13 protein-coding genes are annotated in these 14235 nt (G+C 38.9%); 5 read left to right on the top strand and 8 right to left on the bottom strand.

Features of this window, described 5'->3' with window-relative positions; translation table 11 throughout:
* Position 1 precedes the first annotated feature (1 nt).
* From WAE64_RS03150 to WAE64_RS03140, 3 genes are all read right to left on the bottom strand, one after another.
* Positions 2-358: a PadR family transcriptional regulator gene (locus tag WAE64_RS03150; RefSeq protein ID WP_340234492.1), complete on the bottom strand. Its 357-nt coding sequence runs from the start codon at positions 356-358 to the stop codon at positions 2-4.
* A 265-nt stretch (positions 359-623) separates the two neighbouring features.
* Positions 624-2699, bottom strand: coding sequence for a carboxy terminal-processing peptidase (locus WAE64_RS03145; RefSeq protein ID WP_340234490.1), 2076 nt, complete (start codon positions 2697-2699; stop codon positions 624-626).
* Between the two features lie 166 nt (positions 2700-2865).
* Positions 2866-3612, bottom strand: a complete 747-nt coding sequence (locus tag WAE64_RS03140) for a BamJ family beta-barrel-assembly machinery protein (protein WP_340234488.1) — start codon at positions 3610-3612, stop codon at positions 2866-2868.
* A 132-nt stretch (positions 3613-3744) separates the two neighbouring features.
* Between WAE64_RS03140 and moeB the strand changes: the two genes are divergently transcribed.
* A complete protein-coding gene (gene moeB / locus WAE64_RS03135) occupies positions 3745-4848 on the top strand; it encodes a molybdopterin-synthase adenylyltransferase MoeB (RefSeq protein ID WP_340234486.1) in 1104 nt (367 codons plus the stop codon).
* A 10-nt stretch (positions 4849-4858) separates the two neighbouring features.
* Positions 4859-5302, top strand: a complete 444-nt coding sequence (locus tag WAE64_RS03130; RefSeq protein WP_340234484.1) for a transcription elongation factor — start codon at positions 4859-4861, stop codon at positions 5300-5302.
* 44 nt (positions 5303-5346) lie between these two features.
* On the opposite strand, the gene WAE64_RS03125 is transcribed toward WAE64_RS03130, so the two are convergent.
* The 5 genes from WAE64_RS03125 to WAE64_RS03105 all read right to left on the bottom strand — a co-directional run bounded on the left by WAE64_RS03125 (position 5347) and on the right by WAE64_RS03105 (position 11511).
* Positions 5347-6093, bottom strand: a complete 747-nt coding sequence (locus tag WAE64_RS03125) for a glycosyltransferase family 2 protein (protein WP_340234482.1) — start codon at positions 6091-6093, stop codon at positions 5347-5349.
* A 105-nt stretch (positions 6094-6198) separates the two neighbouring features.
* Entirely contained in the window at positions 6199-7023 is an 825-nt protein-coding gene (locus tag WAE64_RS03120; RefSeq protein ID WP_340234480.1) for an amidohydrolase family protein, read from the bottom strand.
* Positions 7024-7044: 21 nt separating this feature from the next.
* On the bottom strand, positions 7045-7671 hold the full coding sequence (locus WAE64_RS03115; protein WP_340234478.1) for a carotenoid biosynthesis protein: 627 nt from the start codon (positions 7669-7671) through the stop codon (positions 7045-7047).
* Positions 7672-7685: 14 nt separating this feature from the next.
* Positions 7686-8534 carry an N-acetylglucosamine kinase gene (locus WAE64_RS03110; protein WP_340234476.1) on the bottom strand — a complete coding sequence of 283 codons (849 nt, stop codon included), beginning with the start codon at positions 8532-8534 and terminating at the stop codon, positions 7686-7688.
* Between the two features lie 22 nt (positions 8535-8556).
* On the bottom strand, positions 8557-11511 hold the full coding sequence (locus WAE64_RS03105) for a putative LPS assembly protein LptD (RefSeq protein ID WP_340234474.1): 2955 nt from the start codon (positions 11509-11511) through the stop codon (positions 8557-8559).
* A 203-nt stretch (positions 11512-11714) separates the two neighbouring features.
* Between WAE64_RS03105 and WAE64_RS03100 the strand changes: the two genes are divergently transcribed.
* The 3 genes from WAE64_RS03100 (at position 11715) to WAE64_RS03090 (ending at position 14193) form a co-directional block, all read left to right on the top strand.
* Entirely contained in the window at positions 11715-12470 is a 756-nt protein-coding gene (locus WAE64_RS03100; RefSeq protein ID WP_340234469.1) for an N-acetylmuramoyl-L-alanine amidase family protein, read from the top strand.
* 108 nt (positions 12471-12578) lie between these two features.
* Entirely contained in the window at positions 12579-13517 is a 939-nt protein-coding gene (locus WAE64_RS03095) for an MlaD family protein (RefSeq protein ID WP_340234467.1), read from the top strand.
* A 73-nt stretch (positions 13518-13590) separates the two neighbouring features.
* Positions 13591-14193 carry a DUF4230 domain-containing protein gene (locus WAE64_RS03090; protein WP_340234465.1) on the top strand — a complete coding sequence of 201 codons (603 nt, stop codon included), beginning with the start codon at positions 13591-13593 and terminating at the stop codon, positions 14191-14193.
* Positions 14194-14235 lie beyond the last annotated feature (42 nt).

Genomic DNA, 14235 nt, shown 5'->3' with positions numbered 1-14235 from the left:
ATTACTTTTCAATACTTTGATTCGGAATGAGTAATTGAAGCTTATTTTGTGGAATAGACTGCCATAAACGGTTACGCATTTCCTGAATTTCCAGCAATGCTTTACCCCCGGCGGCTGTTAGTGCAAATAGACGTTTACGCCTCCCTCCCCTTTCGGCAGTAGCCCCACCAACCGAAGACGACAGAAAACCTTTTTCTTCAAGTCGGTAAAGCGTAGTATGCACTGCGCTAATAGTAAAATCTCGCCCGGTTTGCTGTTGGAGTTCCTCCATTACAGGCACACCATACACCTCTTCGGTGCTCGAGGCAACTATCAGTAACACCAATTCTTCTAGCTCTCCTAATATTGTTTTTCTCATAAATATGTAAGACTAATTTATTTCATACAATTTTGTAAATCAAATAGTATGCCATTTATAAAAAATGACCTTTTGGGCCCGTTTTAGTGAATATTTGGTATAAATAGATTAAATAGGCTGTCCAGAAACGGACAGATTTTGTCCAGAACTGGACATGGAGAAATGGTAGAATATCTTCTTTAAATGCAACCTGAACTATACTCCTATAAACAAAAACGAGCTATACATCACTGCATAACTCGTTTTCATTAAGCTAATAGCTCAATTATTTTATCGTGATTAAATCACACAAGATTCTTTCCGATTCGCTTAGTATCAGGTCACGGTCTTTGCCGTCTTTCTCTCCTGTACTTAGTTTATTCACGGCGTTTCTGTGTTTCTCGTGCTCTTCTCTCTCTTGTTTACGTTTTGCTTCGTTCAACGAAACCACAGTTATATCTTTTATTTTACGATATTCAGCCAAATCTTCTACCAATTGTTTCATGGCAGGGTCAGAGTTAAGGCGTTCGTTGTATTTTTCCTGTAGCTTACCGATAAGCTTATCGTTAATGATGTTGGTTTTCTCATAATTAGACGAGTTTATCTGGTCGAATGGCAAAGCTGCCGGTTGAGAACTTTCTCCCATTTCTTCAGGGTCAAAAGGAGTCGGAAGATTAATATCTGCCGAAACGCCCTTGCGCTGAGTACTATTACCTGTAACACGGTAGAATTTCTCGGTAGTAAGTTTCAACTGACCATATTTCTCTTTTTGGTCAAATCCAACATTGGCTGATGCTTTTTTATCAGTAGAAGCTGTACGTGGCGATAATAAGAATTGGTCAAGGTCTACCAGTTGTTGCACAGTACCTTTTCCGAAAGATTTTTCGCCTACAATAACCCCACGTTTGTAATCCTGAATTGCACCTGCAAAAATCTCAGATGCCGAAGCACTGAAACGGTTTTGAAGAATCACCAATGGCCCGTTATAAACCAATTCAGGGTCAGTATCGCTTTCTACATCAACACCTCCGTTGTTATCACGGCGTTGTACTACCGGTCCTTTGGTAATAAACAACCCTGTTAGGTTAATTGCCTCTGTCAACGAGCCACCGCCATTGTTTCTCAGGTCAATTATAACGCCTTCTACACCTTTGTTTTTAAACTCGCTCAGGAATCTTTTTACGTCTTTGGTAGTACTTTGGAAATCGCCACCTTTGCGAGCATCTTCAAAGTCACGGTAAAACATCGGAATATCTATTACACCAAGTTTATAATCTTTGCCATTGTGTTTAAATGGCACAACTTCACCTTTGGCTACGGCTTCTTCCAACTTCACTTTTTCACGTACCAATCTTAACTCTTTTGTAGTTCCACCAGCAGGGGCATCACCCGGTAATAGACGAATACGCACCACTGTTCCTTTTGTACCTCTTATTAGCTTCACGGCATCGTCGGTCAACCAACCTACAATATCTTGCCATGCGCTATTATCGCCTTGTGCTACTGCCACAATGCGGTCGTTTTTCACGGCTTTACCATTTTTAAACAATGGTCCACCCGGAATCACTTCTGCAATGGCTACGTAATCACCTTCGTTTTTCAGCGAAGCACCAATTCCTTCTACTGACTGACTCATTTCGATATTAAATTGAGCTGCCGTACTCGGAATCATATAATTGGTGTGAGGGTCGATACTTTCAGAGAATGCATTCATAAAGGTCTGAAATACATCTTCCGAGCGCCATTTGGCAATTCTCGATTCCCAACGTTGATAGCGGTCTTTTAGTGTTGCTACAATAGCACTATCTTTACTACCACTTAGTTTTAAATCTAGTACCTGGCTTTTTACAATTTTGCGCCACACTTCATCAAGCTCTTCTTCCGATTTTGCCCATGATGCTTTTTCTCTGTCAACTTCAACAGTTTCATCTACAGTAAAATCAAAAGGTTTGTTAAGCAAAGCCATTATTTTATCATGGCGGTCTTTGTATTTCAGCCTGAACAGATTAAACACCTCAAAAGGGGCGGTCAAATCACCTTCTAATAAATCTTCATCAATACCATTGCGGTACTTCTCAAAAGATTCTACGTCGGCCTCTGTAAAATACGAATGGCCTCCGTCTACATCTTTGAGAAAATTATCCCACACTTTTGAGGAAAAATTATCATCTAGTTTGAACTTCTGATAATGGTGATAACTCAAAAACTGTGTTGCAAACTGTTCAACTTGTTCTTGTGTGCGTGTAGGTATCAGCTCTTTGTAACCATAAGTTGGTACATTAGTAGCTACTTTGTTTTGAGCTTTGTTCTCAAAGCATCCAAACAACCCGGTCAGGGTGAATAGGACTAATATTTTTTTCATAATTTCCAACATAATAACCCTATCCCCTAAAGGAGAGTTTAATTTAAAAATACTTTTAAAAATTATACGCTTAAGCCGCTAATTGTAAGTAAGTTACTAAATTATTAACAATTATCAAAAGATACCTTGCCTGTTTCACCACCTTTTCCTACAACGCTTCTTTACTTTATTTTACTATGTCTAATAATTCAACTTCAAAAACCAACACCTGATTCGGGCCAATGCTTGGCGGGCCTTGTGGGCCATAAGCCAGGTTTGACGGAATGAATAATTTCCATTTTGAGCCAACCGGCATTAGTTGAAGGGCATCTACCCAACCTTGTATTACCTGGGTTACACCAAACTCTGCTGGTTCGCCCCTTTCTACCGAACTGTCAAAAACTGTTCCATCGGTTAATGTACCGTGGTAGTGCACTTTTACTTTATCAGTTGATACAGGTTTTGGCCCGGTACCCTCTTTCATTACCAGATACTGCATACCACTTGGCAATGTTACTACGCCTGCTTTCGTTTTATTAGCAGCCAAAAATGCTTCACCTGCTTTTTGGTTAGCCATTGCTTTTTTCATGCTTTCATTCTGAAAATAGCCTTGAATATATGCGTTGGCAGCACCCGGTTCTAAAATTGTTGTTTTGCCATTCAATACATCACTCACTGCTTGTGCAAGCATTTCTGTATTGCATTTTATATTTTGTTGCTTCAGGTTAGCAGCAATGTTCATTCCGATAGCATAACTCAATGAGTCCATCGTATTTTTCAATGTTGTGCTTGTGCTTACAGTTGCCGAAGGTTTTGTTACTGGCGCTTTTGCCGCAGGGGTTGGTGTCTTTTTTACAGGGGTTTTAGAAGTTTGTGCTACAGCAAAATGTGCGGTAAATATGCTAACTGAAAGAGCAACTATGATTTTCTTCATTTTTAGAAAAACTGTTTTTTTTAAATTTGTTTAAGAGTAACAAATAAACGTACTTTTACCCGAAAAATTGGAGTTGATAGAAAAAAAACTATAAAAAATATTAATTTACTGCTTAATTTAAGAATTTTTAACATGGCATTGAGTATAGAAGAAATCAGGCGTTATGACCGACAAATTCTTTTACCTGAATTTGGGCTGCAGGGGCAGGAAAAACTAAAGCAGGCCCGAGTATTAGTGATAGGATGTGGAGGATTAGGCAGCCCTATACTTCTGTATCTGGCGGCGGCTGGTGTGGGTACATTGGGCATTGTAGAAGACGATACAATTGCCACAAGTAACCTGCAAAGGCAAGTGCTTTACACATCAGATAAAGTGGGCATGAGTAAACTGACCGAAGCAGAAAAACGCCTGCAAGCGCTGAATCCTTTTGTTGAGATTATCAAATACGAACTTAGGTTATCGGCAAATAATGCGCTCAATATTATTAAAGATTATGATATAGTAATTGATGGCACTGATAATTTCCCGACACGGTATCTGGTAAATGATGCTTGTGTTCTATTGAACAAACCTTTTGTTTATGGCGCTATTCATCGGTTCGAAGGGCAAGTGGCTTTGTTTAACTATAAGGGTTCAGCTACTTATCGGGATTTATTCCCGACTCCTCCCCCACCTGAGCAAGCGCCTAATTGCGCCGAGGCGGGCGTGTTAGGCGTATTACCGGGCATTATAGGTTCTATGCAGGCACTAGAGGCCATTAAGGCTATCACCGAAATAGGAGAACCACTGGCGGGTAAATTATTGATGCTTGATACTTTATCGATGCAAAGCCGAACCCTTAAAATTCCGAAGATACCAGATGCACCAGCCATTGAAAAATTAATAGATTATGAAGCATTCTGCGGAGTTAGTCTTGCACCTGCTTATGAAGATAGTGAAATAACATACGAACAGTATCTTGATTTATTAGCTAAGCCTCATGGAAAATCAGCTATTCAGTTAATTGACGTAAGAGAAAAGCATGAGTTTGACATTTATAATATAGGCGGAGAGTTAATGCCACTTTCGGAACTAGAAAAACATATTCCGAAAATAAGTACAGATAAAACTGTGGTTGTGCATTGCCAAAGCGGAATCAGGAGCCGCAGAGCAATTGAATTACTAAAAACGAAATACGGTTATACTAATCTGCTTAACTTTGCAGGGGGCATAAACGCCATATCGGATACATTGTAGATTTTGATTTATGAAAGCAGAGATACTAGAAAAAGTAAAAGAAATTATAGAAAAACGCATGGATACCTCTTGGCAGGCCATGGAAGCTGCTAAAAATTCGGCCAACGAAGAGGGTAAAAGTTCGGCAGGAGATAAATACGAAACTGCCCGTGCAATGGGCCAGTTAGACCGTGAAATGAACGGGCGTATGTATGAACAGGCACATCAGGAAAGACTAATACTTGAAAAAATAAATCCTCAAATAGTTCACGTAAATGTTAGTCTGGGGGCTTTGGCTAAAACTACTATGGGCGATTTCTTTGTGGCTGTTGGGGCAGGCGTAGTAGCACTGAATGGAAAGAATATTATGGTTATTTCACCACAAGCACCCATCGGACAGATACTGATGGGCAAAACAGAAAACGATACTTTTGAATTTAGAGGGAAGAATTATAAGGTACTTTCTGTTGAATGATTTTTTGTCTGAACTTTGCCGGGGCAAAGTTCAGACAAGGGAATTTACTTAATAATCCACTGGAATATTTTTGATAGCGGTTTGGCATAAATGGTATACCAACGGGGTTTAAGTCCGTTCATATCCCACGCTCTGCGGTCTTCTTTATTAGCTCTAATACGGTTTTTCAATGAGGCATTGCTAGTACCACCTGTACGCATTTTCATTAAAACTTCCGGTATATAATATGATGAAACATTGTGTTTGTACAACATCCTGAGCATCAATTCATAGTCGCCAGCACTTCTGAAGGAAGTATCATATAAACCATAGGCATCATAGGCTGACTTCTTCAAGAAAAAGGCTGTGTGCGGAGGCATCCAACCTGTCAGGAAACGGTTTTTATTATATTTACCTGATTTCCAGTTACGTACTACTTTATTTACATCTTCACTATCCACATAGTATAAATCTCCATAAACCGAATCCGCTTTTGATTCTTTAAAAGCCTTAGCTACTTTAGAGATTACTTGATTATCAGGGTAGAAATCATCTGAGCCCATAATACCAACTACCTCTCCGGTTGCCATTGCTACGCCCTTACTCATCGCTTCATAAATACCACTGTCTTTCTCTGATACCCATTTGATTCTGTCGCCGTACGATTTCAGAATCTCTACGGTACCGTCTTTTGAAGCACCATCGGCTACTATGTATTCAATATCGGGGTAGTCTTGCGAAAGTACACTCTCAATAGTATCACGAATAGTTGCGGCAGAATTATAAGCGGCAGTAACAATAGAAATTTTCATCAAGCAATGTCGGTTTTAAAACCTATATGATTTTAAGGAGATTAATTAAGCACCAAAATTACAAAAGTCAAACGGAGAAAACTCTTTTTCTGCGTTATTTTGTTGTTATAAACCATAAAAACGGACAGCATTTTCGCCAAAAAGCTTGTCTTTTTCGGTTTTAGTGAGTTTATCGAAATAAGATTGCACGATAGACAACTGTTCTTCATAAGCACCTGCTACCAAGCACACTGGCCAGTCAGACCCATACATGATTCTGTCAGTACCAAAAAACTCCAGTACCCAATCGAGATAAATATAAAAATCTTCTTTCTTCCATTTGTTCCAGTCTGCCTCGGTTACCATGCCCGAAACCTTACAATACACATTACTGTGCTGGGCAATTTCTTTGATGTAGTTCGACCATCTGTTTACCTCCTGATTTTTAATATCAGGCTTGGCAATATGGTCTATCACAAATTTATTAGCAGGGCATTCGCGCACCAGATGCAGCGCATCTTTCAATTGCTTTGGGTAAATAAGAATATCATAGGTATAATCAAAATCAGCTATTTTTTTTATGCCTTTTATAAAGCTATCTTGCTGCATAAAGCCTACGGGTTCGCCTTGCACTATGTGTCTGAAACCTTTCAGTTTATCAAACTGCTTAAAATAGTTCAGGCGTTCTTCCAGGTTTTCAGCTCGTAAATCAATCCAGCCTACTACTCCTTTAATAAAATCATAAAGATTAGCGAATTTCAAAAAATCATGATTCTCTTGTTCGGTTTGGTTTACCTGTACCAATACACAGCCATCGAAGCCGTTTTTCTGCAAAACAGGTTCGAGGTCGGCAGGCAGGAAATCACGCTGAATTGCTTTCATTGATTCATCAATCCATGCATAATCTACTGCATTATAATACCAGAAATGTTGATGTGAATCTATAGTCATTGATTTAGTGGGGCAAATAGATTAATAAATAAAGTTTTGAATACCGAAAAACCCAATCTGTAAAATAAGCAGCCAGAGGGCAATCGGATTGTCTTTCCTGAATTTTAAAACATTAAACAAAGTTAACAAAAACGCAGAAACAATAAACCAAGCAATGTAATTCTGAAGTGGAGGCACTGCGGTTGTCCAAGACCACATATTGAGGCGAATGGCTACCGGTTCAACTAGTATATCGAGTAGCATCATTATTAAAGCTCCCAAAATTACTTTAATATAAACAGGTTGGGCTAACGACGTTAAAGAACTCCCTACGCAATAAATCAATAAAAGCCAGTTTACACCTATCATAAGCGGCACATCAAATACCTTAAAACCAAGCGTAGTTTCGTATTGATATTGACCGAATATCATACCTGTTTTTACACCTGCCAGTTCAACAAAATAGCCTGTCAGAAAAGCAATGACACAAAAGATAATAAAAGGCCGATTCCATTGCTTTTGAAAATAGAGCAGAATTCCCAAAGAAGCAAGCAGGTTAAAAGGTGTTAACCATTGAAACAATTGCGATGTCAGCGGGATATTTAAACCTATCATGCCGGCTACATACATAGCCGTAAGTAAAACTAAATAAGGTATAGGGTTAGACATTTCGTACAATAGTTTTAAATCGTTTCGGTGTGATATTTCACTAATCCATCAATTGGACTTGCTAAAATATTTCCGATACTTAGTTTTTTATTTTCAGCTACTTCTGCCAAAATCTGTTTGTAGTAAAACCCAATAGAACCTACAAAGTTTAGCTTTACATCAAAACACATAGGGTATTTCAGAATATATTTTTCAAAAAACAAGCTAAAAGATTGAGTGGCTAAACCATAACAAAAAGTATCATGAATATTCTCATGTATAAATCTGGCATACGAAGCGAAATATCGGTTCGGGAATGGTTTATGATAAGCATTATCTAATACCATCAGTCTATCCATTACTCCATATTTTTCTTCAAATAGCAATCGGATATTAGCTGGCATTTCTTTATGCAGATACGCCAACAGCAACAATTTTCCAAGATGACCTCCACTCCCTTCATCACCCAACCAAAACCCTAGCGGTGGAACTTGAAAAGCGATTTTTTCGCCATCGAAATAACAAGAATTAGAGCCCGTGCCTAAAATACAACCGATACCTGCTTGATGTCCGCACGCTGCTCTTGCTGCGCCTAATACATCGCTTTGTACATCAATATGCGCAATTTCGCTAAAAACTTTCAGTATGGCGGTGCGCAATACCTCGGCTTTCTCGGCATTGGTAATGCCTGTACCATAATAAAAAACCTGTGTAATTTTACCTTTGCAATGGGGCAGTAAATTAGCTTGAAGTTCGGCAGCTATCGAATCAGAATCCTGATAATATGGGTTAAAACCAAGCGTTTGAGTTGCGCTTACAACAATACTTCTATCTATAATACGCCAATCTGTTTTGGTTGAACCACTATCTGCAATCAGTATCATGTTAAGTGCTTTTTAAAATACCTTAGAACCCACCTTGCCCGTAAGTTTGGCGGCGACGGCTCACTTTTAACTCTTGTAATAGTGAGCTTCTCACTCGCAAATCAAAAGAGTAGTTGCTCGACCGCAGGTTATTGCCGGCAATAGGTGTCCAGTTAAAGCTCATATCCCAGCAGTGTAATTCCCGGTGCAAACTAATGTTTGTCAGTGTAGCGGCTTTAAACTGAAAATCCCAGCCTGTATTAAAGCCAATTTTCCATTTAGGTGTAAGGCTGAAATCGCCCTGTACGGTAAGCGCCTGTGTTATCTGGGCATTGGCTAAGCCTTGTTTTGAGTAGTTAAGGTTATAACTCAAACTTAAAGTCCAGGGAATCGAGAAATCGACATATAATTCAGGATTAGCCGCAACAAATTTCTTCATAGCTTCCATGCCCGGGTCATTCGATTTTGTCTCTCTTGGTTTAGCTTTTGATTTATCGAAAGTTTCGGGCGACAATCTGGTGGCAATAGCCACGTTTGCCGAGCGCAAAGTTGCCAGATTCGCTAAGCTAAATTTCCCTTGACTTATTTTATAAAAACGAGTAATACGACCCGCAGGATTTAGATCGTCTATCTCCTTATTGCCTACCAGTTTATAATAATATGGGTCTAAACTACCCGAAACGTTAATATTAATTAAGTTTTTAAATAAGTTGGTATTAGCGGTTATGTTGATATTCGATAGATTCATCGAATCACCCAATGCTAAAAGGTTATAGCTTGCATTGATACCGAGGTTATCTAACAAAGATATTTTTTCAAAGGCCTTAGCGGCAGTATCTGACTTAGACCTGATTTTTGCCTCTAACTGGTTAGTTAAACTAAAGCCGATACTCCCCGATGCGCCGGCCGAAGCACCTAATGTTGGGTATCTAGGCAAAAGTCTTTTTAGTTCTGTGCTGGTTACTGCTCCTGTAATAGAATCAATTACTTCATCGATACGAACTTTTTTATAGTCAAAAAGGCGTGAGGTAAAGTCTGGCGCATAACTTACGCTGATTGATGGTGCCAGCGTATGCCTGATAGCTTGTAAACGCCCCTTGCCTTTAAACTGATAAGTACCATATACACGGGTATTCATACTACCCGAAACGGAGGTCTGATAAGTAGGAAAAAAACCTCGTAAAGTATCTATTTTCACAGCATTCTCGCTTTCAATATATTTATACTCCAAAGACTGTGTAAAAATATCACCTCTTAATGATACACTAGGTGTAAAGTTGATATAACGTGCAATCTTGAAATTAGGTAAAGTAATCGGGATAGAGTAAGTAGTACGGAACTGTCCATCGGCCAATATATCGCCTAGTGCATCTAGGCTATTTATTTTTCTTACGTTGTTCAATCTCTCCTGTAAAGCTTTCTGTAATTCTCGTTCAGCAGGCGACAAGGTCAAAGGATTTGCATCACGCAATCTTATTTCTTCGTTAGTCAATGGTTTGGTTTCAATAGACTGATAAGTTCCATCGCCTAACTGGCGCACAATTTTATACTCTGAATAACTTGTGATACTGTTTACTTTGCTGTTAGTAGCCTGATATCCCCCACTTACGTTTAAACCAACCCTGAACGACTCAAACCAACGGCCAATCATTTTTTTCTCAGGTACAAAAGGGTTAAACTGATTTAAACCTATACTATAGTTTAAAGCAGCATCCATCTGGCCTGTTGTAAAGTTCTGCGAGATATTCAAGCCTGCACTTGTTACAACTTTCTGAGCAAATGTGCGCCCAACCTGAATTGATGAGTTTGAGGTGCTACTCAGGTAATTACTTACATCAACAGTATTTACGTTATTACGGTTGAAACCGTTACTTCTAAGATTTACTGATGAAGAAAAGCTTCTATCGGGGCGTTTGTTGGCAGGTGAGTGCGACCAACTCAAACTAAAATCTTTGGCACTGGTTTGCGTCGTGGTAGGGTCAACAACTTCGGCTACGGGTTTATTGTAGTTATACTGAAAACTGAGGTTACCCGAATATTTGTAGCGTTTTGAATAGCTTGACTGGATACCTACACCAAAACTTCCTTTTGAATAAATTTGTGCCAGAATTTTAGCACCGATGTTTTCGTTAATGGCAAAATAGTAACCAAAATCACGAAAATAAAACCCACGGTTTCGGGGTTCTTCACCATACGAACCCATAATAATACCCGAAGTACCAATTTCTTTCTTTTTAGGCACAGGAAAAAAACCAAAGGGTAGCCCAATAGGCAAAGGAATACCACTCAAAACAAAATTGAAAGGGCCTGATATAACCTGTTTTTTATTAACCAGTTTGATTTTACGTGCAGCTATATGAAAATGGGGCTCTTTTAGGTTACAGGTAGTATATTTGGCATGAACCAGATAGAGATTATCGTCGGGGTCTTTTTTTACTTTCTCTCCTTGCACAAAACCTTCGCCCTGCTGGGTTACAATATTTTTGATAATGGCCTTCCGGGATTTAAAATTATACCTGATAGTATCGGTATTATATTTATCGCCAGCCTGCGAAAAAATGGGTTTCCCTTTTACTTTTTCGCCTTGCTTGGTAGTATCGGGCGAACCATGAGCAAAAATCTCGTTTTTGCCCCAATCTAGCTTTATATAATCGGCCTCTAACTCTATGTCTCCATAAGTAACTTTAGCCTGCCCATAAAGATGTACGGTTTTGCCATCGACCTCCATCACGGTCGAGTCTTGTGCAGTATATTTTACTGTTGATTGAAGGCTACTATCTTTGCTCTTCAACGAATCAGCAATAATTACCTTTACGGTATCTTGTTTTTCGGCAAATAGCTTATTGCCTACCGTTCGGGCTTTTCGGGTATTTTCAGGAAGCGGTTGTCCAAAGCCGTTATTACCACCACCTGCACGCCGAAGAGGGTCAATCGACGGAAACTGTGCAAAGGCTGAAATACTAAAAAACAAACAACTGACTATGAGGAAAAACTTCAAGCGATTGTGAAATTTAAAAATTATACCTACGAAACTAGCGACTTACTCACGAAATTATGAGTAGTTTACCAAAAGTTCATATTTTATTAAGTTCAAAAATAGTACTTTTGTAAACAAATTCGTTCTAATAATGTCTATAACGATAAGTCATGGCACAAAATTAGCTTATTAATACTATAGACAGAACGTTTGCCTGTAAAATCATGTTAAAATTTCTTAAAGTCCTATTTATTGCGCTTTTTGCTTTTGCTTCGGCAGAAGCACAGCGAAGTAAGATAAAAACTATTGTACTCGACGCCGGGCACGGTGGTAAAGACCCTGGTACAAGTCATGGTAAATTAAAAGAGAAAAATATTGCTCTTAGTATTACACTCAAAGTAGGAAAACTACTTGAAGACGAGGGCATAAAAGTAGTATATACCCGCAAAAAAGATGTTTTTATTCCGCTACATGAGCGTGGTACGATTGCTAACAAGCACAAGGCTGACTTGTTTATCTGTATTCATGTGAATGCCAACCCGTATTCGTCAAAAATATATGGGTCTGAAACCTACACAATGGGGCTTCATAAAACAGAAGAAAATCTGGAACTGGCCAAGCGAGAGAACAGCGTAATTTTGCTAGAGGATAATTATGAAAAAAATTATGACTTTGACCCTAGTTCTCCGCTAGCGCATATCAAAATGGCCAATTATCAGAATGCGTTTATGAGACAAAGCCTGAATCTGGCTTCGAAGGTAGAAAAGCAGTTTCAGAAATCTGGCCGCAAGAGCAGAGGCGTAAAACAAGCAGGTTTTCAGGTATTGTGGGAAACCACCATGCCAGGCATTTATATAGAAACAGGCTACCTGACTAATGCCACCGACAGAAAAATATTAGAAAACGAAGACGGACACAAGAAAATAGCCGAAGCGATAGTAAAAGCTATAAAAACTTATAAAGACGAGGTCGAAAAATAAATATCAAATCTGAAACCTTGAAACACAATTTTAGAAATGTATTTTTGTAAGAATTGTTGTTATTTATTTTTATCCGTTTCTTAAATTCACCAAATCACACCAGTTAGTATGAAAAAAGAAGTAAAAGTAGGTTTGCTGGGCATTGTTACATTTGCAATTTTTTATCTTGGATTTAATTTTTTGAAAGGTTTAGATGTTTTCCGCACCGAAAACGAATACTTTGCCTATTATTCGAACGTAGAAGGCTTACAAACCTCAAATCCTGTGATGTATAATGGTGTAACGATAGGACGAGTAGTTGAGGTAATGCCTGAGCAAGACAGAAACAGGGTAAAAGTAATGTTGGCAATAAAAAGAGACATTGTAGTTAATGATAACTCGGTAGCGATACTATCTGATAACGGTTTGTTGGGTGGTAAAATGATAAAATTACTGATACAATCGGGTACACCGCTGAAAGATGAAGGTACACTTAAAAGTGAAATAGAAGGCGGCTTAATGAGTGGCTTAAGCGAGAGAGCAGCGCCAGTTTTAAAAAATGCCGACTCCCTTATTGTTACGCTTACAAGCATAGTTCAGCAATTCGACCAGACTGGTGTAGCCTTAAAAGCTCTGATAGCAAATGCCAATCAGACTACCAATGGCGTAAATGCAGTTGTAGCTTCTAATGCAAAAAATCTTTCGGCTATTACGGCCAATGCTGCAACGCTTACATCGAACCTGAATGGGCTTACCACTAACTTAGACTCGCAAATAAAGCCTATTCTTCAAAAAACAAACACCTTTGCCGATTCGCTCAATGCAATGCGCTTAGGACAGACAGTTGCACAACTCAATAGTTCTGTAACTAGCTTGCAGGTTATGCTGAAAGAAATAAATCAAGGGAAAGGAACAATCGGTAAGTTAGCTACCGACGATTCGCTTTATGTGAATCTGGATAAAACTGCTGCTAATCTTGCCTCTTTAATGGCCGACTTACAGGCAAATCCGAAACGCTATGTACATTTTTCTTTGTTTGGTAGAAAAGACAAAGAGAAAAAGAAATAAATGGTTTTACATGGGCTAAAAAGCTATGCTTTTTCGTTATGTCGTTAATTGTTGAAGATTAAAATCATAGCCCATGCTTCGTAGACCCCTCAATATATTAATTGTACTCTTTATTGCCTTTGCATCGATTTTCCTTTGGGAGAAACTGCATTCTTTCAATCCTTTCCGAATGGAAGACACTAAAACTACCCATAACATAGTTTTGAAAGAAATGTCGGCTTTAGGCAAAATCGAACTGGCAAATTTTACCTTTCGTGATGTAGTAGAGCAAGAATTAAAGTTCACCTATCTGCCTAATCCCAAAGCCGTTCTGATTGTGCAAGGCAATGCCATTGGCTGTATTGACCTCACAAAAGTACGAGCCGAAGACGTTGCCACTAAAGACGATACTTTGGTTGTACACTTACCTGACCCTGAACTTTGCCATTATAGCATAGACCATCAGCATTCCAGGATTTACGATACGCAATATGCTTTTATGAACGAACAAGCCTTATTGAATGAGGCTTATAGCAGTGCGCAGGAAAAAATTAAACAATCGGCACTAGATATGGGGATATTAGAGCAGACCCGAAAAAACGCCAATCTGGTTCTGAAACCGATACTAGAAAACATTTCGGGCAAGAAAGTAGTATTAAAATACCAGCTAAGAGCTACTTTAGATAGGCCGAAATAGTGAATTAGTGAGTGAGTGAGTGATTATTATTTCACAACTTTA

The organism is Emticicia soli (assembly GCF_037860775.1).
In the GTDB taxonomy this organism is placed as follows: domain Bacteria; phylum Bacteroidota; class Bacteroidia; order Cytophagales; family Spirosomataceae; genus Emticicia; species Emticicia soli.
The sequence above is the reverse complement of the archived record's forward strand: the minus strand, read 5'-3'. Positions and strand labels throughout refer to the sequence as shown.

Excerpts from the sequence above, each read along its gene's own strand:
- WAE64_RS03150 (WP_340234492.1), bottom strand. The coding sequence starts at position 358 with ATGAGAAAAACAATATTAGGAGAGCTAGAAGAATTGGTGTTACTGATA.
- WAE64_RS03140 (WP_340234488.1), bottom strand. The coding sequence starts at position 3,612 with ATGAAGAAAATCATAGTTGCTCTTTCAGTTAGCATATTTACCGCACAT.
- moeB (WP_340234486.1), top strand. The coding sequence starts at position 3,745 with ATGGCATTGAGTATAGAAGAAATCAGGCGTTATGACCGACAAATTCTT.
- WAE64_RS03110 (WP_340234476.1), bottom strand. The coding sequence starts at position 8,534 with ATGATACTGATTGCAGATAGTGGTTCAACCAAAACAGATTGGCGTATT.
- WAE64_RS03120 (WP_340234480.1), bottom strand. The coding sequence starts at position 7,023 with ATGACTATAGATTCACATCAACATTTCTGGTATTATAATGCAGTAGAT.
- WAE64_RS03100 (WP_340234469.1), top strand. The coding sequence starts at position 11,715 with ATGTTAAAATTTCTTAAAGTCCTATTTATTGCGCTTTTTGCTTTTGCT.
- WAE64_RS03125 (WP_340234482.1), bottom strand. The coding sequence starts at position 6,093 with ATGAAAATTTCTATTGTTACTGCCGCTTATAATTCTGCCGCAACTATT.
- WAE64_RS03115 (WP_340234478.1), bottom strand. The coding sequence starts at position 7,671 with ATGTCTAACCCTATACCTTATTTAGTTTTACTTACGGCTATGTATGTA.
- WAE64_RS03145 (WP_340234490.1), bottom strand. The coding sequence starts at position 2,699 with ATGAAAAAAATATTAGTCCTATTCACCCTGACCGGGTTGTTTGGATGC.
- WAE64_RS03130 (WP_340234484.1), top strand. The coding sequence starts at position 4,859 with ATGAAAGCAGAGATACTAGAAAAAGTAAAAGAAATTATAGAAAAACGC.
- WAE64_RS03095 (WP_340234467.1), top strand. The coding sequence starts at position 12,579 with ATGAAAAAAGAAGTAAAAGTAGGTTTGCTGGGCATTGTTACATTTGCA.
- WAE64_RS03090 (WP_340234465.1), top strand. The coding sequence starts at position 13,591 with ATGCTTCGTAGACCCCTCAATATATTAATTGTACTCTTTATTGCCTTT.